Raw genomic sequence first — 25,002 nt, 5'->3', positions numbered from 1 at the left:
GCTTCTTCACGTCCAATCTCCTTGCTCATGGGATTGGACTCCAAACCGTTTTGCTACTCAAATGCGGGGGGACGTCGAGGGCTTTTTGCTTCGGTATTACGCCCTGATGCGACAGAATTGAAGAGAATTCCTCTCTATGATTCTAAAGGGAAATATCCGTTGTGCGACATGAATCTCATCCTGCGATAAGTCGAAAGAATGGCACTACGACACTAGGCTGCGAGAATATGTCGGCCACCAGCGCCTCGAAGGAGCGTACGTCAGAGATCCAGAGATTTTCTGACCTAAGGTTCGACGTGCGGTCCGCGCAGACCAAATTGTCGAGAAAATATCTCGTGCCGTACGTGCTCATGTGGGTGCACGATGGGACTTAGCCGTCCGGAAAGTCCTATGTCGTCTCAGCTTGTTTCCATCTTTGGCGTCGGCGACTGCAATGTCGACAGATGAATGTTCGAAAATCGCAAGCTTTAGCTTCCTGCCGACGTGTCGGCACCGGAGTTGCGAATCTGATCTCAGTCGGTTGTTCAGATAAGTGCGGGGAAGATCATTAGATCTGGCGGTCACGGGACCAAGGGCACCGCCTTCTTTATAGGTCTTGACCACGTCCAGATCCGAGATTGCGATGCAAAGGGAGGGCCCGATGCGTCGACTCCGAATAATTCCCGTCGCGAGCCATCGCCGTCGAAACTGGCCAGGACGTTCTTCCAACCGTCGGGCGGCTTCGGTTAAGGTCACGTAAGTGCCACTCATCAGCTCGCCAGCCATCCGCTGAACCTCGCCTTTCTCGAGGAAAACGCCCCTCGATAGGCTCTTGACCCTGCTTAGTACCCCCGTCCGGCATAAGCTTGCGGTCTTCTGAACCGATATCCCCAGCAAGGCGGCAGCGTCGGCCAGGGGTAGATCGTCAGACCGACTACGTGGAGCCGAGCTAGACCGTCGTCCGGTGACAGTAGGGTAGTCAGTTGCAGTTGCCACGTCGCTAAGAACTGCCCCCTCGACATCTGCGCGGCGAAACAGGTAGGAGAGACCTCCGTCGATTCGTGGTCCGGAAACCGGGTGAACGCCTGCAAACATCAGCTTCTCGGCAAAAGACGTGTGACCTGTGCCTGCCTTTCTTGCGAGCGGACCAGCGAAGCAATAGGTTCCAACAAAATCGTTTGCCTGATCTTCGGAGATGGTAGCCGGAATGCTCGCGCGCCCCTGTCGCTTGAACGGCAGGAAGCCAATCTTGGCCAGAAAGCGAATCGACTCGTAGTGAACTTGGCTACGATTCGCAAGCTCTTTGATGGTCACGCCTGCAATCTGGGGTTTCTCACGCTGTGTTAGTTGGGTTCGCAAAGAGCGCAGGCCGTCGACCAAGTCGAAGCCTAGAGTAAGCGCATCTCCGCTCATCACTTGCGAGAACAGCTTTCTATACCCCATACCCGGCCATCCAACGCGAACTGGATACTGATCTACGGGGAGAGAGGGCCGACTTTCGTCAAGGTTCAAGAGAATGTCGTTCAGAGACGAAAAAGAAATCCGGTATGCACTGTCAGACCGGTCCTCGCTCTTCAGAACTCCTAGGTCATGCAGAGTTTCAACGGCTTCGAGCGGTAAGCCGAGAATGCTCGCCGACATGGGACGAGAAGCGAAATTCTGCATCTGACGAAAGTTCTTCAGACGCAGCGCCCTGGCGCTCGCGTTGTTCAGTAACTTCTCGAATAGGCGCTGGTGGCCGTTGGAGATCAGTGGTGAAAGGCAGACTCTCAGGTGAACCGCGATATCTCCAGTCCGCTCGAACAGTGCGGGGGGCAAGTGGCACTCTGTTGCAATTGTGGCGGCCAGTGAGCTCGAACTGTGCCCTTGAAAACCTGGGTCAGAACAGGCCATGTCTTCCAGAATCAACGAAAGGGTGGTTGCCTCATCGAGGTGATCGGAGCGTCCAGACGCGATTGAGTCGTGCAGAAACGAGTGTTCTGAATGTCGGATGGGTTTTGTCTGCGCGCCACGAAAATCGGCACCACATTCACAGTGTGTGAATGAAGAGCGATTCCAATCAATGGGTCTGCTGCACCCCGGGCAGCTCTCCAATAGCTCAACGTTGTGGACTCGACACGATCTGACAAACTTGTGATCCCACAGAATCCGGCTATAGGGCTCCGGATCCGACAATAGGCATTCAGGGCACAAGGCGCTGTAGCCAATCCGGAAATGGTCGAAGCGAACTTCCAGGTTATTCCAAGTAAAAGAAGCTTGGGGAAGCGAGGAACTGCGAGTGTATGCGACGTCTTCGAACTCAACCGTTTCAAGGCCAGATTTTCTGAGAAGCTCCGTAATGCCGTCGCGCCGTGACGCGATTCTCAGAAGCTCTTGAGTCACATCGCTCTCAAAGTAGGCGTTAAGAAGGTCTCGTGGACGCCATCCATTCATGATGGCGAGTCGTATCACGACGCTAAACGGTGACTCATCAAAAAGAAGAATCGGACGATTTGGTACAGACATGCGCTCAGCTCAATGCGCTCTGTATACGAGGCGAAAGATCTGCTGCACTCATTTCGAAGGGATTCATTGTCAATAGCCGGTAATTGTCAAAGAACTGGTCACTCGAGACCTCGCTGAAATTCCTTAGGCTGATGACCGTTCCGTTGTCGACCGACAGCGCATCGGTTGCAGCAAGTACGAACAGATTTGCGACGATCCCTGGTACGCCACGAGTTATTGCGTAGACACGAAGAATGTTGTCGGCGGTAGAAAAATCTGGAAACTCAGTGAGTCCCAGCACGGCTTTAGCGCGATCTGCATAGTCCCGAATGAAGGTAGCGAAGCTATTGACAGAGCCGTCAACGATCGGAATAGCGCCAAGATCGATCCTGGTATTGAAACGACGAGATATTTGGGGGTCCTGATCTATAAGAGCCTTTGTTTCGTCCGTCCCGGATGCGACGAAACAGGTCTTGAGCTTGCTGTCGATGAGTGTTTTGAGCCAGTTGAAGAGAACTGCCTTTTCTAGTTCGTCCGCGGGTGTCAAGTGGTGGAACTCATCGAAGAAGATGACCGCCGTCTTTGCCGTCCGCAGGAGAGATATCAGCCGCGGTGCGCGCGTGTGAACACGACCCCTATACGGAAATGGATCCCCCAACGCTTCCAGCAATGCACCTACCAAGGCGCTTGTAGAGGTTGGACTAGGAACCTGTATATACATGGCGTCACGGATTCTAAGTACTCGACCCGGAATCCTTTCCGTGCGTTCGGCGCCAATGAAGCTGTTACAGAGGGTAGTTTTCCCACTTCCAGAAGCACCAACTACCACGGCGCAGAATGGGTCTTCTCGTGCCTTCGAAAGCTCAATGCAGTTTTCGATTCGCCTGCGAGCTTTTACATATCGCGAATGAGCTATCTCAATGTTTTCAAGCTTCGCGATGCGCTTGGCCCAACTTAGCCTGTTTCCGTCGCTCATGAGAATGCACAGAGGTCGCGGTCTATTGGCGCTTCGAGTTCATCGGGTCCAAAGACGATAAAGCTGGGCACAAGATAGCTTGCGACTAGCGCTGAGTGCGACATCAGCTGCGTTCTGCGGTCTGGAGCAGAATCTCTGAGCAGAGAAGGATCCCCAAGAGCTTCCAGCAACGTGCCTGCAAACTCACTTATAGACGTTTCATCTTGAACAGTTATGTACTTCAATGGGCGAATGGTTGGATGGTGTTCCGACAATCGCTCCGCGTGTGTCGCGCCAATCATGCCGCTGCAGTGGATCGATTTTCCAAGGCCAGATGTGCCGGTTAACACGACGCAGAGCGAGTTCTCTTGCGGCTTCAGGAAATCGATGCAAGTCCGAATGGACGTGGAGTCACCATTGTTTGTCATGAGACCGTCCCGGCATCGCGTGGCTGAGGTGCAAACATCGACAGGAAGTCAACAACCTCAGCTTTGGAGGGGGGTGCCGAAGGTCGCTGTTGTTCCTCTACGACCGGTGCTTTCGGGGTGGCAGCCGCGGCGTTCGTTGGTACGTCTGCAATGTCCTGTGATGCTGTTGGTCGCGATCCAGCATTCACCTGTGCGGCTGCTCTCGCAGCAGATGCGGCGATCGCTTGAGCGCCAACTATTCGCGCAAATGCCTTGAGGCGCCGTTTCGTCTGGCTGGCGGAGTTCTGAAGATCGCGAAGGATGTTGAGCCGTTCGATTTCCAGCTCAAGGTCCTTTAGATCATCCATGTCGCGCTTCAGGATGTCCTTCGCGCGCTGCTTTACAAGGGTGTGCTCATAAAGCGTTAGGCCTTTCGCATACCTCTCACGGGTATTGTCTGCGAGATATATTGACGATGTTGGAGAGAGTGGCTTTACGTTACATTGCGAGAGATTAAACTCGTCTATGAGTACATCAACCCAGGGAGTTCGACCCGACATTCGTTCTTTCTCCTCCCAGACTTTGAGAGCTGGCGAGGACCAGAAAAGGTCGTCGACACGAACGCGACCGTCTGTCACGATGCGCCGTTCCGGAACACATGTTGCTTGGTGTGCCGTTTGAGCATCGTAGGTAAGAGGCGGAAGGATGAGTGCTTGCTCGTTCCAGAACTTCACGGGACGACGGCCAAGTGACGCATTCGGCGTCTTGAAATCCAGAGCGACCAGTGCCTGAACGTGCTTGTCGAGCTGGCTCACCGTTATGCAGGGCAAGCCGTTGATGTCCTTGCGCTGTTGGGAAAGCGGCGACGCGCGGATAGCTGCCGGAAGCTGCTGAATCATTCTGGAAAGTTTTCCGAAGAATCGTTCCACGATGGCCCGAGCGTCCGGGGACGCTGGTTCACCCCATTCGATGCTAAATAGCAGTTCGCATGCCGCTCTTTTTAGGCCGTCCGAAATGAAGTCACACCCGTTGTCGACACAAAGCTTTTGGAATCTCCCACGCGGAAGTAATCCATCAGCAACTACAGCTTTGCGGACGGCGGCGAGAACGGTGCTTGACGAGAATGGACAAAGTGTCACGACAGCGGATAGAACAGCTCTGGCGGCACAATCGACGATTACCGTGACATATGGCCGGCACCCCTCAACGCTAATGATGTTACCGTCGCTGTCCTCCACGACGACGAGTACGTCCAAGTAGTGGCCGTCTGCGAATACCGTCTCGAGAATGTGCTTGTGCTCACGGGAGCGGCCGGCTCGTTTGAGAAGGCGATGCGCGGCCTTTGCTCCGTGGCGTGACTTAAGAACATGAAACAAATCGTAAGAAGCTACTCGTCGCTCGATGGACTTGATTGATGGTAGAAATCCGTTCTGAAATAGAGCCCGTCGCTCGTCGTCTACGCCAATCTCCGCAGTCGACACTCTCCAGGCATCCGCTATCGATCGTAGATCCTTCGTTAAGTAGTACTTCTCAAGGAGAGAATCAATAACTATCCAGGCGTCCTCGGTGTATCTGCTTCCGCGCCCTCGAAGCCAAGTCCGATCACAGTTGTCGCGAGGCGAAGTCGATTCGATATACCGTGCCTTCCATTTGGCAACGGTACTGTATCCAGGAGCAGCTTCTTTTCGATTAGCTGCAATGGAGGCGATCGTTTCGACGCACTCATTCAGTGGCCATGCCCACCCATGTATTTTGACGAGGCCTTCAACGTATGCGATGTGGCGAGCGGCAGAGTCCAACTGCCCTTTGTTCAGAATCCTGTTTTGCGGCGTCCGCGTACGGGTGTTGGTAGCTGCGACGTAAGTGAACACAGCCCGGCCGTCTCGGACATACGTCAGAAGATCATCGCAGGGAAGTGAAAGCGGGGCAGTCCCGTTGAGTGGGTGATATCGGATCGACGTGGAATCGAAGTATGAGATTTCATACGTCATACCGTACATCAGGAAGCGGGATCCGATTCGGATTGGATTGACCATCGCAACCATCACGCATTCCCCCAGTAAACCTGCGTTGAGGGTGTGAAGCTTGCGGATGGGCGGATAAGAACGATCCCGAAGAAGACCAGACTGCGTATTTGGCCTTCATTCCAGCCGCTCGCCTTCAGTCGACTGCTGATGTCAGTCCACGTCACATGTGTGGGAAGTGATCTGAACGCGGTGTACGCGGCGGTAATCAATCTGGTGCATGGCACATACGGCGTTCGAAACGTTGAGAGCAGTTCTTCATGTTCAGGATCCGGTAGATCGCGTTCCGTAATTACTCGAAAGTCGAATCCATTGCTCGTCACGACCTGTTTTGCCTCTGAGAGTTTCTGCGCGATCTCAGGGATGGCAAGCCGCTCAAATGGTTTCACCTCAATCAAAGTTCGCTTGCCGCTAAAACGCCATTCGGTAAGATCAGGTGTGTACTCCCCGACCGACAATCCGATAGTGAGCGGCTGACTGCGGAACTTGCGAATCTCCAAGTCTCTCTCGAGTGCAAGTGCGACTCTGTACTCGAGGCGCGACTCGGTCGGGATGTTCCCTCCGTTTCTGGCTGACGAGAAATGACCGATTCGTGCTCCAGTGCGGCCTTTAATAAGGCGCCTTACGCCGTGAAAGGTGCCGGATTGATCGCGCTCTTGCCGAAAAAGTATTCGAACTGCTTCATCGATAGGGCAGACCGATCCATCAACGGCTCGGGCTAGTCCGATAGGTATTCGAGGTGCGTTTGTTTCCGCCTTTTGAGGCCGCGATGTAGCGTCTTCCATGGTGTTCCATTCGTCGTCTGTACACAGCTACGGTTCGGCAACCGATGAAAATCGGTACCGGTCAAATCGTGGTCGTGCAGAGCGCGATGGAGCGCGCAGCCTTACCGCTCAGCGTTGACACTGCTGAAAAAAAAGGCATACTGGAGTTGAAAGGTCCGCACCTTTTTGCTCCTAGCCCCTACTCAGTCCGCCCGACTTTGTGGGGGCTTCGCATTTCTGCGACCAGAAAATTAGTTGGCTAGGACACGGGTTCCTCCATTCGTGGTGCGGTGCGCCGATCAGATTCAAATACGTTCACGACTTACTAGTGCCCCTAAGCTGCCGTAGGTGTTGCATCAAGAAATTAGTGCTCCGATCGCTGGGACAACCAGCGATCGATTGAAGCTACGTCGCCGCATTCGCCAGTCTTCAGGCCGAGAGCGATAGCAATCTGGTGTGAGCGCCCTCTGGTGGCGGGGGAGTCCCCGCGTAAAACGCGATAGACAGTCGCTGGCGGGAATCCCCGTGACCGCGCCCACTCCGCGACCGAGACCCCAGTCCGACGAAACTCATCCAGCAAAACATCTGAGCTCAACATCGGCATCACCTGTTGAGAGTGGGTTTAAATCGGCACACGCGGAGAATACAATAAGCCATAATGCTTATAATAGTAAGTCAAATGCAATACTATGCACAACATGAAACATGTTGACTCAAATGAGTTGATGGGCGAGCGAATCAGAGCGCTCAGGGAGTCGACCGGGCTTTCTCAGGAGGCTTTCGGCAAGCTGGGCGGGGTCACGAAGTCCACTCAATATCTCTATGAGCGGTCCGAGCGGCAGCCAGATGCCGCCTACTTCGCTGCTATTCGCCGAACGGTCGGCGCGGATCTGAATCTGCTGATTGGAGGTAGTTCTGAGTCACCAGCCGCTCGCAATTCGAAGTGGACGATTGACCAGGTCATGGCCGCGTTCGCGTCCATCGAATCGCTGTCGCAGGATGATGGCCGCATGTCAATGCGCGATCGGAGAAAGATTTTCGAGCGGCTCCTGTTAATGGCGGTTGGAGCTGTGTAGGAGAGTTCGATGCTCTTTGTTTTGCTTATCGATCAGCTCAGTATTCTCTGGCACCGGTTCTGTTGTCAGCGGGAGGCTTTCGAGCTCCGATATCTACTTTGGAGCAGGGAAGTAGATGATCGATTCTTTGAATCTCTTCGGCGTTTGGCAGGGGGGAATACACGTCGTCGTGCCAATCCGGTCTTGCGAGTCCGACGACCAGATATGCTCGATGTTCTGATGAGTGATGCGGAGCACGCGCATTGCGTACAGCTGACTCAGGAAAAGGTTTTTAATCAGCACGAGCTCGCGATAGTACTGGGCACTCGATACTTCACGGAGACACCCGCTGGCGTGATCCGCGAAGGAGCCGGATCGTGGCAAAAGCCGCTGACTCTTATGACGCGTGTGGCCGCCATTTGTCAGGCATGTATCGCGGCAGTGCCGTGCGCCGTGGCCGCCAATGTGCCTTCCACGCCGCAGCTTGTCCTGGTTGTGCTCGCATCGATGATGCCTACCCTTTACGTCTGGCAGCTTCTTTTAATCTCGCCGCACTGTATCGTGCGATCCGCGCAGAGCGTCGACGCCATTGTGGCGATGGGAGCTTCGAATCGGATGCTCAACCAGCAAGCTAGAAAGCCATAGCTCGCCGAAGTCGTTCTTCACGTAGTAGCTACGCGCGTCATGTTCCGAACGCTAGTGATTCTCGCAATCTAGACAGTCTGACGAGTGTGGACCTGCATTTAGCTACTTCGAATCAAATGCCAGCATGGCGGTCTTATCGTTCCTTGCCGATCTACTCGCAACTGTGCGTTGCGGACGGCGGAGCGAAGAAGAGATGAGAATGCGTTCTATCGAAGACGCTTAGCGGTTGCGCTCTCCGCTGTCGTCAACGCGCTTTTCGAATTCTGTGTCAGATGGTCGCAAGGTGCCAGAAGCGTTCGTTGGCGAATGGCTGCTATGGCGATGTCCAAACTACCAATCGTCGGGATATTCCAAGTGAGTAGGCAAGCCTGCATCGGTGCAGGCCCAGGCTGCTCGCGAATCCCAGAAGATATGGCTGGATGGGAACTCCGAGGCAGTGTTGATGCGGAACAGTGCGCAATGCAATTCTGGAGCGGCGGTTCGTAAGCCTTATTCGTTCGCCCACTTGGTGCCAAACGCTGGCAGTCGCCAAGGTCTGCTTTCTGGCATGCCTACGGCAAGGGTTGGGACTGCGCCTTCAGCCAAACTTTGGCTTCAGTCATCGCGCGCTGGCTCATGATGATCCCTATATGAGTTTCGTCAGGTAGGACACGGACATCCACTTGGTCGTTAAGAGTGCGGAACGCCGACTGGAAGGCATCTGCCCGAACCGACTCGTCCGGTGCGCCGACGAGGATACACACGGGCACTCTGCATCCTCGAAGAGCATCGCGAAACTTGGGCGGATGCAATCCTTTCATGAGCCGGAACGAATACTCCGTTGTTTCGAGGCCGGTACGGAACTGCTGCGGTAGATTAAAGCTGAGAACCATCGAGCCGCTGAACTTGTGTATCCCCAGCGCCTCTAGGGCCGATAGCAGGATGATCTTTGGGATGTCTGGGCGCACCCAGCCGCCAGCATTTCTTTTCACCATGGGTGCATCGTGTCCCAGGTACGGGGCGAGGAGGAGGAGCCCGTCGCCAAGTCCCTGATAGCGGCCCGATCCGAAGCGCAATGCCAGACCTCCTCCTGATGAATGTCCGCCTACAAAGATCCTCGAAATCCGTGGGGAAGTCGCTTTCAGGTATGCAATGAGATCTGCGAGATCGTCCTCTAGCTGGCTGGAGTAATCGATATCGCCCCTTCGCAATGGCGCGAATCCGTGACCTCGTAGGTCTGGCGTATGCACATTCGCTATCCCGCTCCCGCTCAGATTCGCTGCGAATGCATGTAGCGTTGCGCTGTGCGAAGTCGAACCGTGCAAAAGGATGATATGTGTGTCTGAGGATGCAGGGTAGCTCCTGAAATAGAGCGGATTGCCATCCCTCGCTGTGTACTTCGCCATCCGTGGCATCTGGCTGATCTGGTCGGCCAGCGGCAACAGCTCCTCAAAGTTGAAGACGTCGCGCGTGTTCTGCATGAGTTTTCCCTCGAACCCGTCGTGGAAAGTACCGCAGGCTTCGCCCTCCGGCAATTCACGATGCCCCTCAGAGCCCCAAATTTGGCCCCTTGAAGGGACGTCCCGGCCTCTTGGGGTCTGCTTCAATATTGGCGACTTCAAAATCCGCTTCGGAGGATCAATTCCACGAAGGCCTAGGACTGCTTCGGGCAGCTGATCAGCGACTGTCGCCAAAGTGCCAAAAGCAACCCGCCGTCGCTGTTCATGGTTATCAGAGCTACTTGAATTAGGACCGGTGAGTAGTGCTATGCTCAACACATGAATAGCGTTCGCGCACGTCGACTTAACCATCTGACCAACAAGCATTGGGGCGGATAGTTTTCGGCTGTTTGCGAACGCGACCCGCCACCTTGGCGGGTTTTTTGTTTCCCGCTCTGGTAGTTCGTAAAGAGAGTGGAGATTTGCCTTGATCAAGTTCCCAAAACCCCTGAAACCTGGCGGCGTAATCGCAGTAACTGCTCCGTCCTCTGGAGTTCCGGCCGTCCTATGGCCACGCCTGGACCTGGTGATCGCCAATCTCAAGGATCGCGGCTACAAGATCGTCGAAGGGCAATGTCTGCGCTCTCAGCGAAAGGACGCCAGTGCGCCTGCGCGCGAGCGATCAGCTGAATTTACGAAGTTCCTACTGGACCCTGATATTGACGCGATCTTTCCCCCTTGGGGTGGTGAGCTCGCAAGCGAAATACTCGAGCATCTCGACTTTCAAGATCTGCGCAACCGCACGCCGAAATGGATCTTGGGGTACTCCGACGTGAGCACTCTGCTACTACCTCTAACTATTATTTCCGGCTGGGGCAGTGCTCATGGCTCCAATTTGATGGAGCTCGCGCCGTCGCAAACAGACTGGCTTACTGCTGCAGTGCTCCCGATTCTGGAAAGTGACCCCCAAATTGCCTTCGAGCAAAAGTCGTCATTGATGTATCAGACGCAGTACAAGGACTGGGTACAGCATCCGGATGCATCGTTCAATCTGACTGAGAGGACCCAGTGGAAACGGCTCGATGGCTCAGGAGCCGCGATCTCATTTTCAGGCCGGCTCATCGGAGGTTGCCTAGATTCCATCGCATGGCTGGCTGGTACGACTTATGGAAACGTGCCGTCGTTCATCGCAGCAAATCGGGCACACGGAGTCATTGTCTATCTTGAGAACGTCGAGATGTCGCCTGTCGACCTTGTGCGAGCGTTGCTGTCTTTGAGACGACAGGGGTGGTTCGACAATCTTTCAGGGCTGGTCTTTGGGCGCAGTGCTGGTCCAAGCCCAACATCAACTGAAGGACTCTCATATGAGGAGGCGCTCCGCTCTGTCATCGGGCATTTGCCTTGCCCAATCCTTTATGACGTTGACATCGGCCACCAACCCCCGCAGGTAACCTTGATCAATGGCGCTGTCGCGACGTTCAAATTCGAGTCGGGTGGTGGCGCGGTTCTTCATTCGCCCCGTGACGGTGTCTAGTCCGCGCTTGTGGCCGAGAGGCGCCCGATGAATTCATGAGATCAGCGGGAGCTTCTGGCTGTTCAGCGACAGTCAGCGATGCCGGAAGCTGTGTTCAGTATGAAGTTCCTAAAAGGTCATGGGGATTTCGGTAGCCACCGTCGGGCTACGTCCGGCGAAAGCTGAAAGCCGTAACGCTCGTAGAAGCTGGGCAAACCACTGCTGTCGGTAAGAGTGACGGCGTGATACCTGGATCCCGCGAGATGTTGAGCAACTCCCTCCATGCAGCGGCCGGCAATTCCTACGCGGCGAAAAGAAGGATGGGTGATGACGTCCAGCACCTGGACGACGTATGGATCCCCGGACACGCGAGCGAAGCCGACCAGGGAGCCATTCGAACTGTACGCTGCAATGTGATAACGGTTCGAGGCGAACATTGCGGTTGTATCTGCCACAGTCCGCTCTTCACGTATATCCCAGCCGATATCTCGAAAAAGAGCATTTAGCTGCACCGGATCAACCGGCTCATTCTCTACAAAGGATGTACGGCTCAGGCATTGCGAAGGGTTCATAAACTGGGCGCCTCCAGAGCTGGCAGACCGTCAAGACTATTTCTGTTCTTCTGATGGCGGTAATCCACCAGCCCCTCCGGTCCTTTGGACTCCGCCCATCGAATCAGACCATCGCGCTCCCCGGCAAAGTCGTAGCGCGGTACTGCATACCCGCAGGAGTCGCTGATTCGAGCCAGTCGGACCCGGACGATGCCTCTCGTTCCGGGAAGCTCAGTAAAGGATGGTAAAAGCTCGTTGTAGGCGGCAGAGCCAGCGACGCAATACTCCCCTGAGCCATGCAGACGAACAATCTTGGGCGGGCCAGTGAATGCGCAGAACATGAAGACGATCCGCCCGTTCTCTCGCAGATGCGCCGGCGCCAGACCCGACATACGACGCGAGCATAATCGCCACGGCTATCTTTCCAAATGTGCTCACGGCTTTTAGGCCCACCGCCGGATTAACGCGAGGCACATTTATGGGTCATCGCGTTGAACACTCAGTTGGGCTGGAGCGACGTAGTGAAGAATGTACCCAGAGTAAACAAGCGACCCGGCGGCCACTTCAGATTTGAAGCACTCATTTAGCTCTCTCTCATTGGCAAAGCCATACGCTGAAAGGCGATCGCCAGCGAAGCCAGCAAGCCTCCATGCATCGAATCCGTTGATTTCGCCGTTGCGTCCAAAGTCAAAGTCTGCGGCTCCATTCGGCAGATCCACTGCGCAACCGTAGCCGTGTTTGAAGTACGGGACACCACCATTGAGCTCACCACGTTGAGGAATATCCGTCGCGACCCAATCCGTGTTTGTAGCGGGCAATGGAATACCAGATTTCGTCATCAAATCTACTGCAACTCGAACGCCACGTTGATAGTCAGCAATCAATCTAGAGAGAGATTCGTTCATACGGCTCAATGCCCAGGTTAAGGGCGCGGCTCCGCCGAAGGCGGTGACGTCGACCCTTGAACCGCTGGTTGGGCCGCTTCGGCCACAGACTGTGAGCGGTACTTTACGAACCCGACCTTCCGATTAGACGTGTAGCCTAGACAGCTAAAAAACTGGTGAGCATCGGTGCGCTCGAACGCACTTAGCAGCATGATCTTTGAACATTTGCTGTTGATGGATTGCATCTCGGCGTGACGCATCAAGGCTGTGCCTACGCCGCTATTGCGTTCAGCGCCATCCACAACGATGTTCTCCAAGACGGCGAACGGCTGATTCGCGTACATGGCATCCAAGCAAAGAGTTAATAGCACAGTACCCACAACGACCTCTTGACGCTCAGCAACGAATAAGAAGGTTCGCTTGTCCGCTGCGATATCCGCGACTCGAGACGGGAGCACAGAACAAGGCTTGCCGGTTAGTAGCTCATAAAGCGCCTCGATCTGCGGCGCGTCCTGCGGAAGTGCTTCGCGGACGATGACGTTCATTTCGTATTTGAGGCCCAACGCCCTAGTTAGGTTGAACCACTAGGCGCGCCCAACTAATACGCCACCAAGCACGATAAGTGCTGCGCCCGGAAGCAAGTATCTCAGATTTAGATTGGTGTACTCGTTAAAAATAGCTAGACCCAAGAAGACCGTAATCAATGTGCTCATATTTGCCAATGGCACCAGCTTGGAAATAGGCAGAGAAAAGATTGTTAGACCCAATGCAAGAAAGACAAAGCCTGCGCCAAAAAGTAGGCCATGGCCGGAAGCAAATAGACCCGCCCTTAGAGAAAAAGAATGTTGTGGGAATGCGACATAGGCGACCAGCGACGCAATAGCTACCCCAGCGGCGAAGAACAAAAGATAGTTGCTTTGCCCGATTCCAATATCGTTGCTGTGCTTTTGCAAAATAGCTCCTACGCCAAAGGCGAGTGCTGGAAGCACTCCTCCCACTATTAGACCGGTCGCATTATTCATAAACACATCCTCGCCTGAGAAGGCCAAATTATGCTGACAACCTAACGCCCAAATTAACCCGCGGACCCGCCGGAGGCGGGACCTTCGGGTTGAATGCCTTGTTGGACGGCCGATATCACGCGTGTATGCCCATGGACGACAAACAGAATGACCTTATAGATAACGAATAAGGCAACTAGGAACGCTGCTGTGATCAAAAAGGCATAAATGATGGCGCTCAAGGCCTCGCCCCCGTTCCAGTGCTTTTGCCGCTTGTAAGTAAACCCCTTGTCGCCGATAAGGCTTACCGCGAGTTCCCCATCCTCGTGCCCCTTTGCATGGAGGTCCGCGAAAAACTCATTTACTGTCCGAGCGCCATCTTTAAGCTTGTCGTTGCCCTTGACCTTTAGATAGTGCTGGATGAAGGCCTCACCCTCTGAGAATTCGCCGCAAGATATTGACTTGAGTGATTCATAAGAGTGGCAATCAAATTCTTCACCCGATGCCGCCTCATAGTCAGGCTCAAAGCTGTACGAGTAAGTGAAGTAGTCAGCGTCTTCCAGAAACATTACCAGCGACAGCGCCAGCACAATCAATGCCAACCCGTACCCGAGCACACGGAGCAACCGGTGCCACCATCGCTCAACGGCATACGCCTTCGCTGTGCTTTCAGTCACTGCAACCCCCCTGGCCGTCCAACGCTAATTGGGCATCATTTCCTCTGCTCCATCACCTTCCTGATGCGCTCCAGTTCCTCAACTACTGGATCTCGCTCGCCCTCCGTGCCGATGTAAGGGCGGAGATCAATTCGACTGACTTCGGTGACGTGCTTGCCGCTGAACTCATATGCCGCCGTGATGCTGAATTGGGTCGGTGTTACATCTTCCTTTGCATCTTTCCCGAATATCACCCACCCCTGACCTAGCCCGAAGATAAATTCCGTCCCTGGTGGGACGCTGTCGATCGGCGATGAAAACGCACTGCTTGCCCGAAGATTCTTTTCCGGCTTCTTGGCCTCACCGAACTGAAAGAAATCTCGATCTATAGTCAGCCGAACATTTTCAGCTGCTGTTTTCCCTGTGTTTGAGATACGCAGGTAAAGAAATGGTGTATGTGGACGAACAAATGGCGCTACCGTGATGTATGGCCGTAGCATTGTCTCCGATTGAGCACGCATTGCCTCGACAGAAGCTTCGCTGGCCTTTGCCATGCGATGCGTTAGGTAGGCATAGATAGCTGTGATGAACACCAAGATTGCGGTGAGGTATTCAATCGTCATTGGCTCCCTCTCGTTGATGCCCAACGCCCGAGTTAACCCGCGGCTCTGCCGGAGGCAGAGACTTCGGAGTTGAATGATTGGTTAGGACTCATCTGCTGCCTCCCCAATGCGCCGTTCTCGGGTGAAATCTTCGACGCAAGCCAGATAGGGGATGTTCGTGCGCGAGAACAGCTGGAAGTACGTGGTCACGGCTAGTTCGAGCATGTCTTTGGCTTCTTCTTCCGGTTCAAAGTCTACAGAATGATCGCCATGACCTCGCTTGTGCTTGACCGAGTTCTTGGCATCGTAGATTCGATCATGAATCCACCTCGCGGCGGCCTTTCGTTCTGTGGCGGAACCTGGCGATGACCAGGCAATGAATGCCTTCTGGAGCTGATCGGATGCTGACCCGATTACTAGATCCGGTTCCGGTGGAAGGCCGCGGACATATACCGCGAATACTTCCTCGGCAGCGCCGGCAAGATGCAGGGCGGAGTAGTACGAGTCCCCGCGCAGATACAACTCAATGCCGCGCTCTAGTAGCTCCAACGCTGCCGTGACTTTGGGAACAGCTATCTGACTTGAAGTATCCATTGAGGCCTAACAGCTAATAGGCGGACAGGCGTCCGAATATTCAAGATTAAGAGACGCACTTGGAGGTACCTTAACCATATGTTTCCTTTGGCCTCTCCGCTGACAGTGTCCGTTAAACAAATTCTTAATCCGGGCACCTTTCTCGGCCGTAATATCTGCCTGCTTGCCCAAGGCTGACAAGGGGTGGACCTTATGGGGTCCGGATCGGGCACTAGCCCGCTCGATCGCCTCCGGCGGTCCAAAGTCCGCTTCGCGGATGAGAATTTGCTCTCCTCGAAGTCCGATTTGGGCTGATATGAGCCTGTCAGACTGAACTAGCATCGACAGCAACTAGCACTTAGCTGCCGGCGGGTTCCCTTACGAGTTGAGCAACGTGTGCCCCTAGTGTTCGATGCCTCAGCCCTGACGGCCAGCCAAACTGTTCCCGCTGTGGCCGCGCGAAATTATTCGGCAGGCGCTTCAGCATGCTTGGCTTACTTCCGACTCCTCTAGTGGATAGTATGGATTGCAACCAACATAATTGGTTCAGCCCCCGTCTATCGGCAGGACTTGTAGTTCCAGACCCAAATGACACTCTTCCACGTTGTTCGGAAATCCGAAAGGCAACCCACGACTCGTGGACCCAAGGCATTTCTGCTTGAAGACGCATGGGACGATTGGGGGAAATTTCGAACTCAATTTCTCCTGATCGTAATTGACGAAGCCGGCAGTGAGCATTCGATCGGACAAGTCAAGATCGGACAAGTCGGTCTGCTACCTGCTCGAGTGATTGAACCCAACCACCGAGCGCCTGACCTACCAAGATCCTTTGATTCTCTCGACGGCAATTTCTTCTCTGTCGGGCAAGGAGAGGACTATTACCAGGCGCTCAATGAGCTTAGCGAGGAGTTGAAGATATCGGTCTTGGAGGGTCTCCGTGACTGCGCATTTGACTTGAATATCTTTAATGCGCACTTTGGTGAGTTGGTTATGTCGGAGTCTCTGCTTCGAAGTGTCAGCGGCGCATCGGTTCGCACGCGTCTGAATCGGTTGACTCACGGCGACGCCGTCCTTACAGAATTCCGGTTCAAATACTTCATTCCGAACCCTGGTGCCAACCCACCGGCGGCGCTGAGCTTTGTCGTAGAGCCGGGCGCGCAGCCTCCCACGAATGTGCATGTTCTTATTGGTCGCAATGGCGTGGGAAAATCTCGATGCATGCGACACATGATTCTGTCACTGCTGGGGAGAAGGGCTCCGCTGGACGAAAACTACGGATCTATACATCTGGAGCACGATGTTTTTAGTGAATGGTCGTTTGCCGGACTAGTTCTAGTTTCCTTTAGTGCTTTTGACGACTTTGACGTGGTTCCAGAAGCCGCCGATCAAATGCCATGTACAGTCGTTGGATTGCGAAAGCCAGTGCCTTCGGGGGGCCCCAGTCAGACAAAGTCGAAGCCTGAACTGGCGGCAGACTTTCGGTTAAGTCTCGAAAAGTGCTTGGTGGGCCAGAAGGCAAAAAGGTGGTTGGCGGCCATCAAGACTCTTGAGGCCGATGATTTATTCCAAGACGCAGAGATCCCGTTGCTTGCAGAGGGGCCCCAGGACGCTAATTGGTCGACTAGAGCGGAGAAATTGTTTGAGCTATTGAGCTCCGGGCACTCCATCGTCCTACTTACGATTACGAAGCTCGTTGAGCTCGTCGATGAAAAGACTCTGGTCTTTCTAGACGAACCTGAGGGGCATCTGCATCCTCCTCTTTTGTCCGCATTCATCCGCTGCCTTTCAGATCTTTTGGGAAAGCGAAACGGCATGGCCATTGTTGCCACGCACTCGCCCGTTGTTCTTCAGGAGGTTCCAAGGACCTGCGCTTGGAAGCTGAAGCGGAGTGGCCTGACAGGCCTCGTCGAGCGCCCGGCGCTGGAGACCTTTGGAGCGAATATCGGCGTGCTCACCCGAGATGTTTTTGGGTTAGAGGTAACCCGCGCAGGCTTTCATACCGTCCTGGCGGCGGCCGTCGATGGAGGTCAGTCATTTGATGCAGTTATCGAAAGGTTCGGAGCACAGCTAGGTGACGAGGCACGAGCAATTGTCCAAGCCCTGATTATTGATCGCGACCGACCGACTTATGAGACGACTGACGATCCCACCCTTTGACGTAGCCACGACACTCGTAGCCTGTACGACCAGCATCACTGATGCGGGTTTGAGCTCGCGGCTAACGAGTATCGGTGCCGATCTTTCCGCCGCCGAGCATCAGTATCTGACTCTCGCCTCTACGGCCGGTCTTTATACAACCATTGGCTCCGACGGAGTATCTGGACAGGTAAGTACCAGTGAGATGGGACGTGTCTACAAAGGCACGTTTGCTAAAAGCAGGCGCACCCGCCATATCTATGACGCAATTAAGAAGGCGTCGGCAAACGATATATGCCCACTATGTGGGCAGCGAACGGTCTCAACGCTCGACCACTATTTGCCGTGGACCGCGCACCCTTCGCTCGCCATAACGCCCGTCAATCTTGTTCCTGCCTGTGCGGATTGCAACAAGGCAAAGCTTGCTTATGTCTCCGCAACTGAAGGCGATCAACTACTTCACCCTTACTTCGATCACTTTGACGGGACTCAATGGATATTTGCAGAAGTCATCGTCGGCTCACCTTCAGCGCTAAGGTTTGAAGCTCGACCGCCAAACAATTGGCCAACATCCTGGAAACTTCGAGCTACGAAGCACTTCAAAATTTATGGCCTGGGAGCTTTGTATGGGAGTCATGCTGCGGAAGAGCTGATCAACATCCGCCATTCACTTGTCGGGCTTGGCTCCGCGCTGGCAGTTCAGCAGTACCTTGCCGGGCAATGGAAATCTCGAGCAGACGCCTACGTCAACTCTTGGAATACAGCTGCCTATCAAGCTTGGTCCGGGTCGCCATGGTTCTGCCAAGGTGGATACCTGACTTGATACCGGTTGTTCAGAACTTCGCCTCACGGCGCCCTAATGGCAGTCTCCGATAATCCCGGGGCGATTCAGTTATCCGCGAAAATAAATGTCTGTCGGCGCAACACCGACACAAGAGACTGGACCAAAGGCGGAAAACGCAAAAAGAAGCAGGATGAAGCCCACAATTGCCAGCACACGATTTGCGTTCTGTTCTGCCTTTTGCTCGATCTCATTATCTCGAATTCTTTTCTTATATTCCGGAGTTTCCTGATACTCCAACCTCTTACGCCTTTCCTTCTCTATGGACTCTAGGCGTTCCTTGCGCTGTAACTCTTGCTGCTGTTTGAACAGTAGGTATTTCGGAGGTTTCGTTGTCTCTGCCGCCCGCTCTTCCATTGCCCTAAGGTCTTCCTGACTTTCCTCTTGCTCCGAAGCTTTCGAGTTGTATTCGGCCCAATACGCAGCGAGCAGGTCTTTCGGAACGTCGCCAAGTTGCTCATAGCTTGTCCCAGTTGCTTTGTTGAAATCGTTCAATAGTGAGTTTTGATAGCGGAGAGTCAGTGCAGCCCTTGCGCTTTCGTGGTCGCTGTTCGTTTTTTCTGCGTTCATAGGAGTTTGCTGATTGTCCCCAATGCGTGCTTTCTCATAAACGGGAGAACCTGACACATCTTGCCGCATGTCGAGACCAGTTTCAGCTGCTCCAATGTCCGCTTTCACCCGCAGCGACGCAGGCGCCAAAGTTCCGCTTCGGGCTGGCTGACGACTGCCGCAAAGTGCCAGCCAGTAGCGGTCGATCGGGAGCGTTTGCTTTACGGCAGCTCACCGTTTTCTTGCTCCCGCGTCAGCCCCAGCGGTATAAGTCGGTGAGCCGCGCCGCGCGTAAGGCCCAATCTCGTGAGTAAGAAGTAGCAATGGAAGCTATCTGCAGGCAGTCGCACAAAAGTACCGCCGCTCGGCGGCCTAAGAGGGCTGAGGGCATGATGAGGACTGTATGCGTGGCAACTGCGCTGGTTGGCCTTCTCGCAGCAACCGGCGTATTCGCGGGTAACTATCAGATCGAAGGAACTCTACCTGATGGCTGGTTTGTTAGATTCACAACGGATGCGCGGAATACCGTAACTTTGCTTCAAGTGAAGGCAGACGACTCCATCGAAAACTACACGACCTTTGAAAACGAAAACTGTGAGATCGTGAATGACGAGAAGGAGTTTAGGTGCCCAACCACCGGAAAATCTCCGTTGGCGGGCGCCATATACAGATTTAAGCAAATAGTTACCGCTGAGGAAGACTGCTCCGACTACGCACTTTATGAATGCGTCGAAGGTTGCGGCAAATCAAAGTACACGCCGCCCTCACTTAAATCATTGTTCGGCTGCTGAAGGCGCCCAACAAATGGGCGTCCGCTTTGGAGCGGCAAATTCACGAAGGCTCACTTCCGGACTGGACTGACTTGAGCCGGTCATATGAATCTTGGGCGTGGCTGCTCCGACAGATTCCACGCACAGCGGTTTGCCAAAGGAAGGGAGTTGAGCGACGTCGTGTACTGCGGCGATAGTTTTGCTCTGTTCATTCGCCAAGCCCGCTCTGTGCCGCCGCCGGCAACCCCAAGCGTTCCTCTACCAAACTTTGCGTTCGCCTTGTCTAGTACCGCATTGAGACGAGATCGGCGCTCGACCAGTTCCGGATCTTCGAATAATGTGATTTGACGCTTCCCGCGCGGCTCCAGCTCCATAAGCATGGTTCCAGCTTTCTTGAAAGAATATCCAGGCCGATACAAATGCTCAGCGGCTGCGCCTGCAAATCGACTCAGCGTCAGTGTGTCGTCTGTTGCCATCGGCAACTTGATTCGAAGCGATGCGTTGTACTGAGGCTGCTCGGGCTTGAAAGGATTGGTGTGCGCAAAGACATGAAGGACGCCAGCGACACATTCCTGCTGGCGGAGCTTCTCTGCCGCGCGACCGACATAACTGATCATCGCCTCTCGCAGATCGTTGACCTCGGTGATCGAGCGGCCGAAGCTGCGACTGCACATGATTTGCTGCTTAGGTGGCGCAAGAAGCTCGAGCGGCAAGCAGGACGTTCCGCGTAGCTCCTCGACGATTCTCTCGACCACGACACTGAACTGCTGCCGCAAAGCTTTCTGGTCGGCGCGCTGCAGATCGAGAACGGTGCAGATGCCCATGCCCTTCAGGCGATCGCGAAGCCGCGGGCCTACTCCCCACACTTCCTCGACAGCGATCTTCCGAAGCACATCGTCTTGCTCCAAAGTGCTCCGGTCTTCCAGATCGAAGGCGCCCCCGTGCTGAGGGTTTTTCTTCGCGATGTGGTTTGCAAGCTTGGCGCGTGTCTTCGTACTTCCGATGCCGACGCAGACAGTCAGCCCCGTCCATTGTTTGACGCGCTGTCGAATCGACAGCCCGTGCGCGCTTGGCCGTGGCATGCCCGTCAGGTCTAGGAAAGACTCATCGATGGAGTAGACCTCCTGCTCGGGCGCCATGTCCGCCAGGATATTCATCACCCGATCGGACATATCCGCATACAAAGTGTAGTTGCTGCTGTAGGCAACAACACCCTGACGCTCAAACTCTGCTTTCACCAAATGCCAGGGCTGAGCCATCTTAATGCCCAGCGCTTTGGCTTCAGCAGATCTGGCTACTACACATCCGTCGTTGTTGGACAGAACAACCAACGGCTTGCCGGCGAGCCTGGGATCGAAGACCGCTTCGCAACTCGCGTAGAAGTTGTTTACATCGACGAGGGCGAAGCGCTGCCTAGAGGGTTCGCACGACACCGGTCACGACTCCCCAGATCGTATGGTCCTGCGCCTGATCGAGATACATCGGGGGATAGTGCGCCGCTCGCTTTTGGTTCTCTGAACAGAGCGCCAGACGGCTACCGATTTTGCGGAACACCTTGATGTAGATATCACCATCGAATGCTGCGACGACGATCTTTCCCGGTCGAGGATCAATAGATCTGTCGACGGTGACAATATCGCCCTCCAACAAGCCGAGGTCGATCATCGAGTCCCCCGCGATGCGCACGCAGAACGTGGCCGGCGGATTTCGTATCAGCAACTCATTGAGATCGATGCGCTCCTCGACGTAGTCGGCCGCCGGCGACGGGAACCCCGCCTGCGCCCGCGGGGAGTTGAACAGGGGTACCGACACTCGCGATAGGCTGGAGATCTGCGTCTTGATGGGCAGGGCGTTGCCCGCGCCCTCTCCAGCCCCCCGGCGGCGGTAATCTGAGAGCAGGGCTACGACAGTCGACATCTGGCTTTCCGGGACTCGAACGGTTTTGGTGGGCTCGCCGTAACGTCCGCCGGTAGGGCGACCGGCTCCAGGGCGTGCTCCACCATGTGACTTTCTAGGGGGACGGGACATTTGATAATTGTCACAGTATTCAAGACAGCGACTCCTGCAAAGGTGCCGTATCACATGGCCATGATTTTCCTGATGTTAAAAGTCCGACTCAGTCGCCCGACGGCCGGTTCCGCGAATACTCCCACCCCATTAGGCTCAAACCGTGAGCCTGCCGCTGGACTCGCTCCGCGCGGACCGCCCAGTCAAGTCTTGATGGGGGTGCGCGGGGCGGGCAGAAAGCTGATTCGCTCAGGGTTTCTGAGCATCAGACGGGTTGCGGTGGTCGGGCTGCTGTCTGTGGGTGCGATCCCAACCGCAGTTCAGGCAGATGCGCTGACCGGGGTAGCGTCAGTGATTGATGGCGACACCATCGAAATTCACGGAACGCGGGTTCGTTTTCAAGGCATTGATGCCCCGGAGTCGCGGCAGCTGTGTACGCGTGATGAGAAGCCGTGGCGCTGCGGAACGGCAGCAGCGAACGCGTTGGATGCATTCATCGACCGGCGGAACGTGATTTGCGAGCGCCTCGATATCGATCGATACAAGCGGGTCGTTGCACACTGCAATGTCGGTGGGACTGACATCAATACATGGATGGTGGGCAACGGCTGGGCGGTCGACTATGCGCGGTACTCCAAAGGAGCCTATCGAGAAGCACAAAAGGTGGCGGAGCAGTCCCGCGCGGGCATCTGGACCAGCACTTTTGTGATGCCGTGGGACTGGAGGAAAGGCGTCAGATAGTTCGGTATGCTCGGGGCATGTGCTATTCGGCAGAGTTCAAAGCGGAATACAAGACGTTCCTCCATTACGGGGGCAGACTCAGCATCAAGGAGTTTGCGCGCATGTACGGAGATCGTTTTGATTTTCCCATCTATGTGCCTAAGGCCCTAGAGACCTGGTTCGAACAGGAAGTCGGCCCCGAGGCTGCCGCGGTTCGAGACCTGATTGCGCGATACAAGAAACAGCGAACCGAAAAGCTCGAGCCAGAACTCTTCGCGCAGCGTAAGCGCCTTGCCGATGCGGAGCGGACGCTGCTAACCAAGACTACGAAGAAGGCACTCGAAGATCAGCGCATCGCCGGATCCAAGGTCACCAAGCTGATGCTCGATCTCGACGACCTCAAGAGAACCGAACCGAAGCCCCGCGACGCGCGCTTCTTTCCGGGGCACTATGTGCCGGTCATTGTTTGTGAGGATGGCGAACGAGTTATCAAGCCCATGCGCTACCAGTGCCGGTTGCCGGGCTGGGACGTTGCGGAGGAGCGCGCCAAGCCGGGAACCTACAACGCCCGACGGGACAAATTCAGCACAGCGTGGAGGAAACTCTTTGGCGTCCGTCACGGCGTAATCGTCATCAGTGCGTTCTACGAGAATGTCGAACGTCACAAGATGGAACATAAGGAGCTCGCTGACGGAGAGACGTCCGAGAACGTCGTTCTGGAATTCAGGCCGCGGCCCGCGCAAGACATGGTCATCGCATGCTTGTGGAATGAATCCCCGGATCGCGACAGTTACCTACTGTCGTTCGCAGCCATCACAGACGAACCAGCACCCGAGGTCGCTGCGGCAGGACATGACCGGACCATTATCCAGATCAAGCCTGAGCACATTGATGCGTGGCTAACGCCTGACGGACGTTCTAAAGACGAGTTGCAGGCAATTCTCAGTGATCGGCCTGCCGCGTACTACGAGCACCAGAAAGCGGCCTGAGCGCGATGCAGAATCCATCTACCCTCGGTTGAGGGCGCTTGTACCGGGGCAGATGCGAACTGCAGGTGACGCTTGAGTATGCATTGAAATCTACCGATAGCTGCTCCGATGACTACCCAGTTTGTACCGCTTCACGAGATGCTTGAAGGCTCTGAACATCTTCACAAAGAGCTGGCTCATTGCATTGGCGACCTAACAACGATCCCAGGATCGCGGGAAGACGTCACCTCTGTTTTGTGCACCCTTACCTTCGAGCACGCCATGGCCATGCAGCTACTTTTGGCGGGCGGAGCACATTCTTCGGCTTTGGCGCTGGTTCGTGTGCAGTTTGAAGTCCTCTTGCGTGCATTCTGGATTTACTTTGCGGCGCCGGAAACCGCCGTGGCTAAGTGCGTCGCATCATTGCCAGCCGGGGCGACCAAGGAGCCCGACATTTTCCCGTCGGTCTCTGAGATGCTGCTGAAGATTGAGGGGAAAGCCCCGCCAACAATCACCAGTGCGCTCACCGCATTCAAAGTCGGCGCCTGGGGAGCGATGAACTCGTTCGTGCACGGCAATCTTCGCTCGATGGCAGGACATCGTAACGGTTACAAAGAAGGTATCTTGTCGACGTCGATGCAAAATGCCAACGGCGCAGCAGTGTTCGCGACGATGCTTCTGGGGCAAGCACTCCGAAGATCAGATTTGCATCAGGGCGCAGCGCACGTGGGTCTTACCTATAGCAGATTTATGCCACCTCTGACCCGGCCATCGAAGCCCACCTAGACATAAAGATTGTAGGGCCGATAGCGGCCGATTTCGCATCCAGAGTCGCTCCCAACGGGAGCGCGTAGGAGGCTCAGGTTCTGAGCCATGCGACATATAGAGTGTCCATGACGATTCAATCTACGGCCTTGCGGAAGCGCTTTTGCGGGATCAGAATGCACTCATGGCGATCTTCACCAACATCTTCCTCATACCCGGCGGCATATGCGCGATTCACGCGCGCTATGACCTTGCCCGGGTAGCTCAACGGTAGAGCATCGGCCTTATAAGCCGGCCCCTTCCTTCGGAAGGGCTTCGCCAGATTAGCGACTGATGCCGGTTCGATTCCGGCCCCGGGTACCACACACGGTATGTCCGGAGCCTGCCCATGGCAGAACAAAACCATTCTTCAGCACGGGACCCATATCCCGCCAACCTCTACGCGCTCGAGAAGCGCAACGTCGCCGAGCTTCAGGCGCGATATCCGCATCAGTTCCCCGGTGGATACTGGTCCTACAGCTGGCCAGACGGCTGGCATGAGCTGGTGAGCCAGGCGTGCGGGATGCTGCTCGAACACGCACCTGATCGGCACTGGTTGCAGATCAAGGAGAAGTTCGCGGGACTGCGTCTTTACTACAGCGGCGGCCCGCTGCGGGCTCGACGTCCCCCCGCCTTGAGTAGCGGTGTTGTTCAGAGTCCAGGGTTTACTGTAACTGCCTTGCTGGCCAGCTGCTT

General features: G+C 55.0%; 26 protein-coding genes, 1 tRNA gene and 1 pseudogene. 12 read left to right on the top strand and 16 right to left on the bottom strand.

What is annotated here, in order from left to right:
* A partial coding sequence (locus AC3WUF_RS20935; protein ID WP_492429338.1) for a hypothetical protein occupies positions 1-189 on the top strand: 189 nt, incomplete at its 5' end.
* Between the two features lie 159 nt (positions 190-348).
* Here AC3WUF_RS20935 and AC3WUF_RS20930 read toward each other — a convergent pair.
* The 5 genes from AC3WUF_RS20930 to AC3WUF_RS20910 form a co-directional block, all read right to left on the bottom strand.
* Entirely contained in the window at positions 349-2,484 is a 2,136-nt protein-coding gene (locus tag AC3WUF_RS20930) for a TniQ family protein (protein ID WP_492429336.1), read from the bottom strand.
* Positions 2,485-2,488: 4 nt separating this feature from the next.
* Complete coding sequence (locus AC3WUF_RS20925; protein WP_492429334.1) at positions 2,489-3,439, bottom strand: TniB family NTP-binding protein; 951 nt, start codon at positions 3,437-3,439, stop codon at positions 2,489-2,491.
* A gap of 403 nt (positions 3,440-3,842) precedes the next feature.
* Positions 3,843-5,870 carry a TnsB C-terminal domain-containing protein gene (locus AC3WUF_RS20920; protein ID WP_492429332.1) on the bottom strand — a complete coding sequence of 676 codons (2,028 nt, stop codon included), beginning with the start codon at positions 5,868-5,870 and terminating at the stop codon, positions 3,843-3,845.
* Positions 5,870-6,349, bottom strand: a complete 480-nt coding sequence (locus AC3WUF_RS20915) for a Tn7 transposase TnsA N-terminal domain-containing protein (protein WP_492429330.1) — start codon at positions 6,347-6,349, stop codon at positions 5,870-5,872. The genes AC3WUF_RS20920 and AC3WUF_RS20915 overlap by 1 nt, the downstream gene beginning before the upstream one ends.
* Positions 6,350-6,977: 628 nt before the next feature.
* A complete protein-coding gene (locus AC3WUF_RS20910) occupies positions 6,978-7,211 on the bottom strand; it encodes a DNA-binding protein (RefSeq protein WP_492429328.1) in 234 nt (77 codons plus the stop codon).
* 100 nt (positions 7,212-7,311) lie between these two features.
* Here AC3WUF_RS20910 and AC3WUF_RS20905 point away from each other — a divergent pair, with 100 nt between their 5' ends.
* Together AC3WUF_RS20905 and AC3WUF_RS20900 are read left to right on the top strand one after the other, a co-directional pair.
* Positions 7,312-7,689: a helix-turn-helix domain-containing protein gene (locus AC3WUF_RS20905; RefSeq protein WP_492429326.1), complete on the top strand. Its 378-nt coding sequence runs from the start codon at positions 7,312-7,314 to the stop codon at positions 7,687-7,689.
* Positions 7,690-7,698: 9 nt separating this feature from the next.
* Positions 7,699-8,313, top strand: a complete 615-nt coding sequence (locus AC3WUF_RS20900) for a hypothetical protein (RefSeq protein ID WP_492429324.1) — start codon at positions 7,699-7,701, stop codon at positions 8,311-8,313.
* Between the two features lie 551 nt (positions 8,314-8,864).
* Here the strand turns inward: AC3WUF_RS20900 and AC3WUF_RS20895 are convergent.
* The gene (locus AC3WUF_RS20895) at positions 8,865-9,773 is read right to left on the bottom strand and encodes an alpha/beta hydrolase (RefSeq protein ID WP_492429322.1); all 909 of its coding nucleotides are present in this window, start codon (positions 9,771-9,773) and stop codon (positions 8,865-8,867) included.
* A gap of 445 nt (positions 9,774-10,218) precedes the next feature.
* Here AC3WUF_RS20895 and AC3WUF_RS20890 point away from each other — a divergent pair, with 445 nt between their 5' ends.
* Positions 10,219-11,265 carry a S66 family peptidase gene (locus AC3WUF_RS20890; RefSeq protein WP_492429320.1) on the top strand — a complete coding sequence of 349 codons (1,047 nt, stop codon included), beginning with the start codon at positions 10,219-10,221 and terminating at the stop codon, positions 11,263-11,265.
* A gap of 116 nt (positions 11,266-11,381) precedes the next feature.
* On the opposite strand, the gene AC3WUF_RS20885 is transcribed toward AC3WUF_RS20890, so the two are convergent.
* The 7 genes from AC3WUF_RS20885 to AC3WUF_RS20855 all read right to left on the bottom strand — a co-directional run bounded on the left by AC3WUF_RS20885 (position 11,382) and on the right by AC3WUF_RS20855 (position 15,532).
* A complete protein-coding gene (locus AC3WUF_RS20885; protein ID WP_492429318.1) occupies positions 11,382-11,816 on the bottom strand; it encodes a GNAT family N-acetyltransferase in 435 nt (144 codons plus the stop codon).
* 455 nt (positions 11,817-12,271) lie between these two features.
* Positions 12,272-12,700, bottom strand: coding sequence for a DUF6896 domain-containing protein (locus tag AC3WUF_RS20880; protein ID WP_492429316.1), 429 nt, complete (start codon positions 12,698-12,700; stop codon positions 12,272-12,274).
* 17 nt (positions 12,701-12,717) lie between these two features.
* On the bottom strand, positions 12,718-13,224 hold the full coding sequence (locus AC3WUF_RS20875) for a GNAT family N-acetyltransferase (RefSeq protein ID WP_492429314.1): 507 nt from the start codon (positions 13,222-13,224) through the stop codon (positions 12,718-12,720).
* Between the two features lie 39 nt (positions 13,225-13,263).
* A complete protein-coding gene (locus AC3WUF_RS20870) occupies positions 13,264-13,701 on the bottom strand; it encodes a hypothetical protein (protein ID WP_492429312.1) in 438 nt (145 codons plus the stop codon).
* Between the two features lie 53 nt (positions 13,702-13,754).
* Entirely contained in the window at positions 13,755-14,357 is a 603-nt protein-coding gene (locus AC3WUF_RS20865) for a hypothetical protein (protein ID WP_492429310.1), read from the bottom strand.
* A 35-nt stretch (positions 14,358-14,392) separates the two neighbouring features.
* Positions 14,393-14,959: a DUF8453 domain-containing protein gene (locus tag AC3WUF_RS20860; protein ID WP_492429308.1), complete on the bottom strand. Its 567-nt coding sequence runs from the start codon at positions 14,957-14,959 to the stop codon at positions 14,393-14,395.
* A gap of 81 nt (positions 14,960-15,040) precedes the next feature.
* The gene (locus tag AC3WUF_RS20855; RefSeq protein WP_492429306.1) at positions 15,041-15,532 is read right to left on the bottom strand and encodes a hypothetical protein; all 492 of its coding nucleotides are present in this window, start codon (positions 15,530-15,532) and stop codon (positions 15,041-15,043) included.
* 567 nt (positions 15,533-16,099) lie between these two features.
* On the opposite strand from AC3WUF_RS20855, the gene AC3WUF_RS20850 reads away from it, so the two are divergent.
* Both AC3WUF_RS20850 and AC3WUF_RS20845 read left to right on the top strand, forming a co-directional pair.
* On the top strand, positions 16,100-17,668 hold the full coding sequence (locus AC3WUF_RS20850) for an AAA family ATPase (RefSeq protein WP_492429304.1): 1,569 nt from the start codon (positions 16,100-16,102) through the stop codon (positions 17,666-17,668).
* Complete coding sequence (locus AC3WUF_RS20845) at positions 17,640-18,470, top strand: HNH endonuclease (RefSeq protein ID WP_492429302.1); 831 nt, start codon at positions 17,640-17,642, stop codon at positions 18,468-18,470. The genes AC3WUF_RS20850 and AC3WUF_RS20845 overlap by 29 nt, the downstream gene beginning before the upstream one ends.
* A 69-nt stretch (positions 18,471-18,539) precedes the next feature.
* On the opposite strand, the gene AC3WUF_RS20840 is transcribed toward AC3WUF_RS20845, so the two are convergent.
* Positions 18,540-19,166 carry a hypothetical protein gene (locus tag AC3WUF_RS20840; RefSeq protein WP_492429300.1) on the bottom strand — a complete coding sequence of 209 codons (627 nt, stop codon included), beginning with the start codon at positions 19,164-19,166 and terminating at the stop codon, positions 18,540-18,542.
* Positions 19,167-19,444: 278 nt separating this feature from the next.
* Between AC3WUF_RS20840 and AC3WUF_RS20835 the strand changes: the two genes are divergently transcribed.
* Positions 19,445-19,828, top strand: a complete 384-nt coding sequence (locus AC3WUF_RS20835; protein WP_492429298.1) for a hypothetical protein — start codon at positions 19,445-19,447, stop codon at positions 19,826-19,828.
* 80 nt (positions 19,829-19,908) lie between these two features.
* On the opposite strand, the gene AC3WUF_RS20830 is transcribed toward AC3WUF_RS20835, so the two are convergent.
* Together AC3WUF_RS20830 and AC3WUF_RS20825 are read right to left on the bottom strand one after the other, a co-directional pair.
* Positions 19,909-21,240 (bottom strand): Y-family DNA polymerase, encoded by a 1,332-nt coding sequence (locus tag AC3WUF_RS20830; RefSeq protein WP_492429296.1) that lies wholly within the window; start codon positions 21,238-21,240, stop codon positions 19,909-19,911.
* A complete protein-coding gene (locus tag AC3WUF_RS20825) occupies positions 21,221-21,835 on the bottom strand; it encodes a LexA family protein (protein WP_492429294.1) in 615 nt (204 codons plus the stop codon). Before AC3WUF_RS20825 ends, AC3WUF_RS20830 begins: the two co-directional genes overlap by 20 nt.
* Before the next feature lie 54 nt (positions 21,836-21,889).
* Here AC3WUF_RS20825 and AC3WUF_RS20820 point away from each other — a divergent pair, with 54 nt between their 5' ends.
* From AC3WUF_RS20820 to AC3WUF_RS20800, 5 genes and pseudogenes are all read left to right on the top strand, one after another.
* The gene (locus tag AC3WUF_RS20820; RefSeq protein WP_492429292.1) at positions 21,890-22,555 is read left to right on the top strand and encodes a thermonuclease family protein; all 666 of its coding nucleotides are present in this window, start codon (positions 21,890-21,892) and stop codon (positions 22,553-22,555) included.
* A 17-nt stretch (positions 22,556-22,572) separates the two neighbouring features.
* Complete coding sequence (locus AC3WUF_RS20815; protein ID WP_492429290.1) at positions 22,573-23,523, top strand: SOS response-associated peptidase family protein; 951 nt, start codon at positions 22,573-22,575, stop codon at positions 23,521-23,523.
* Positions 23,524-23,631: 108 nt separating this feature from the next.
* Complete coding sequence (locus tag AC3WUF_RS20810) at positions 23,632-24,288, top strand: DUF6988 family protein (RefSeq protein WP_492429288.1); 657 nt, start codon at positions 23,632-23,634, stop codon at positions 24,286-24,288.
* A 232-nt stretch (positions 24,289-24,520) separates the two neighbouring features.
* Positions 24,521-24,630 (top strand) — tRNA-Ile (locus AC3WUF_RS20805).
* Positions 24,631-24,655: 25 nt separating this feature from the next.
* A pseudogene (locus AC3WUF_RS20800) lies at positions 24,656-25,002 on the top strand (hypothetical protein); the annotation flags it as partial.

The organism is Fontimonas sp. FW305-C-3 (assembly GCF_058783185.1).
Note: the sequence above shows the minus strand (reverse complement) of the source record. Positions and strands in the feature narration are given on the sequence as shown.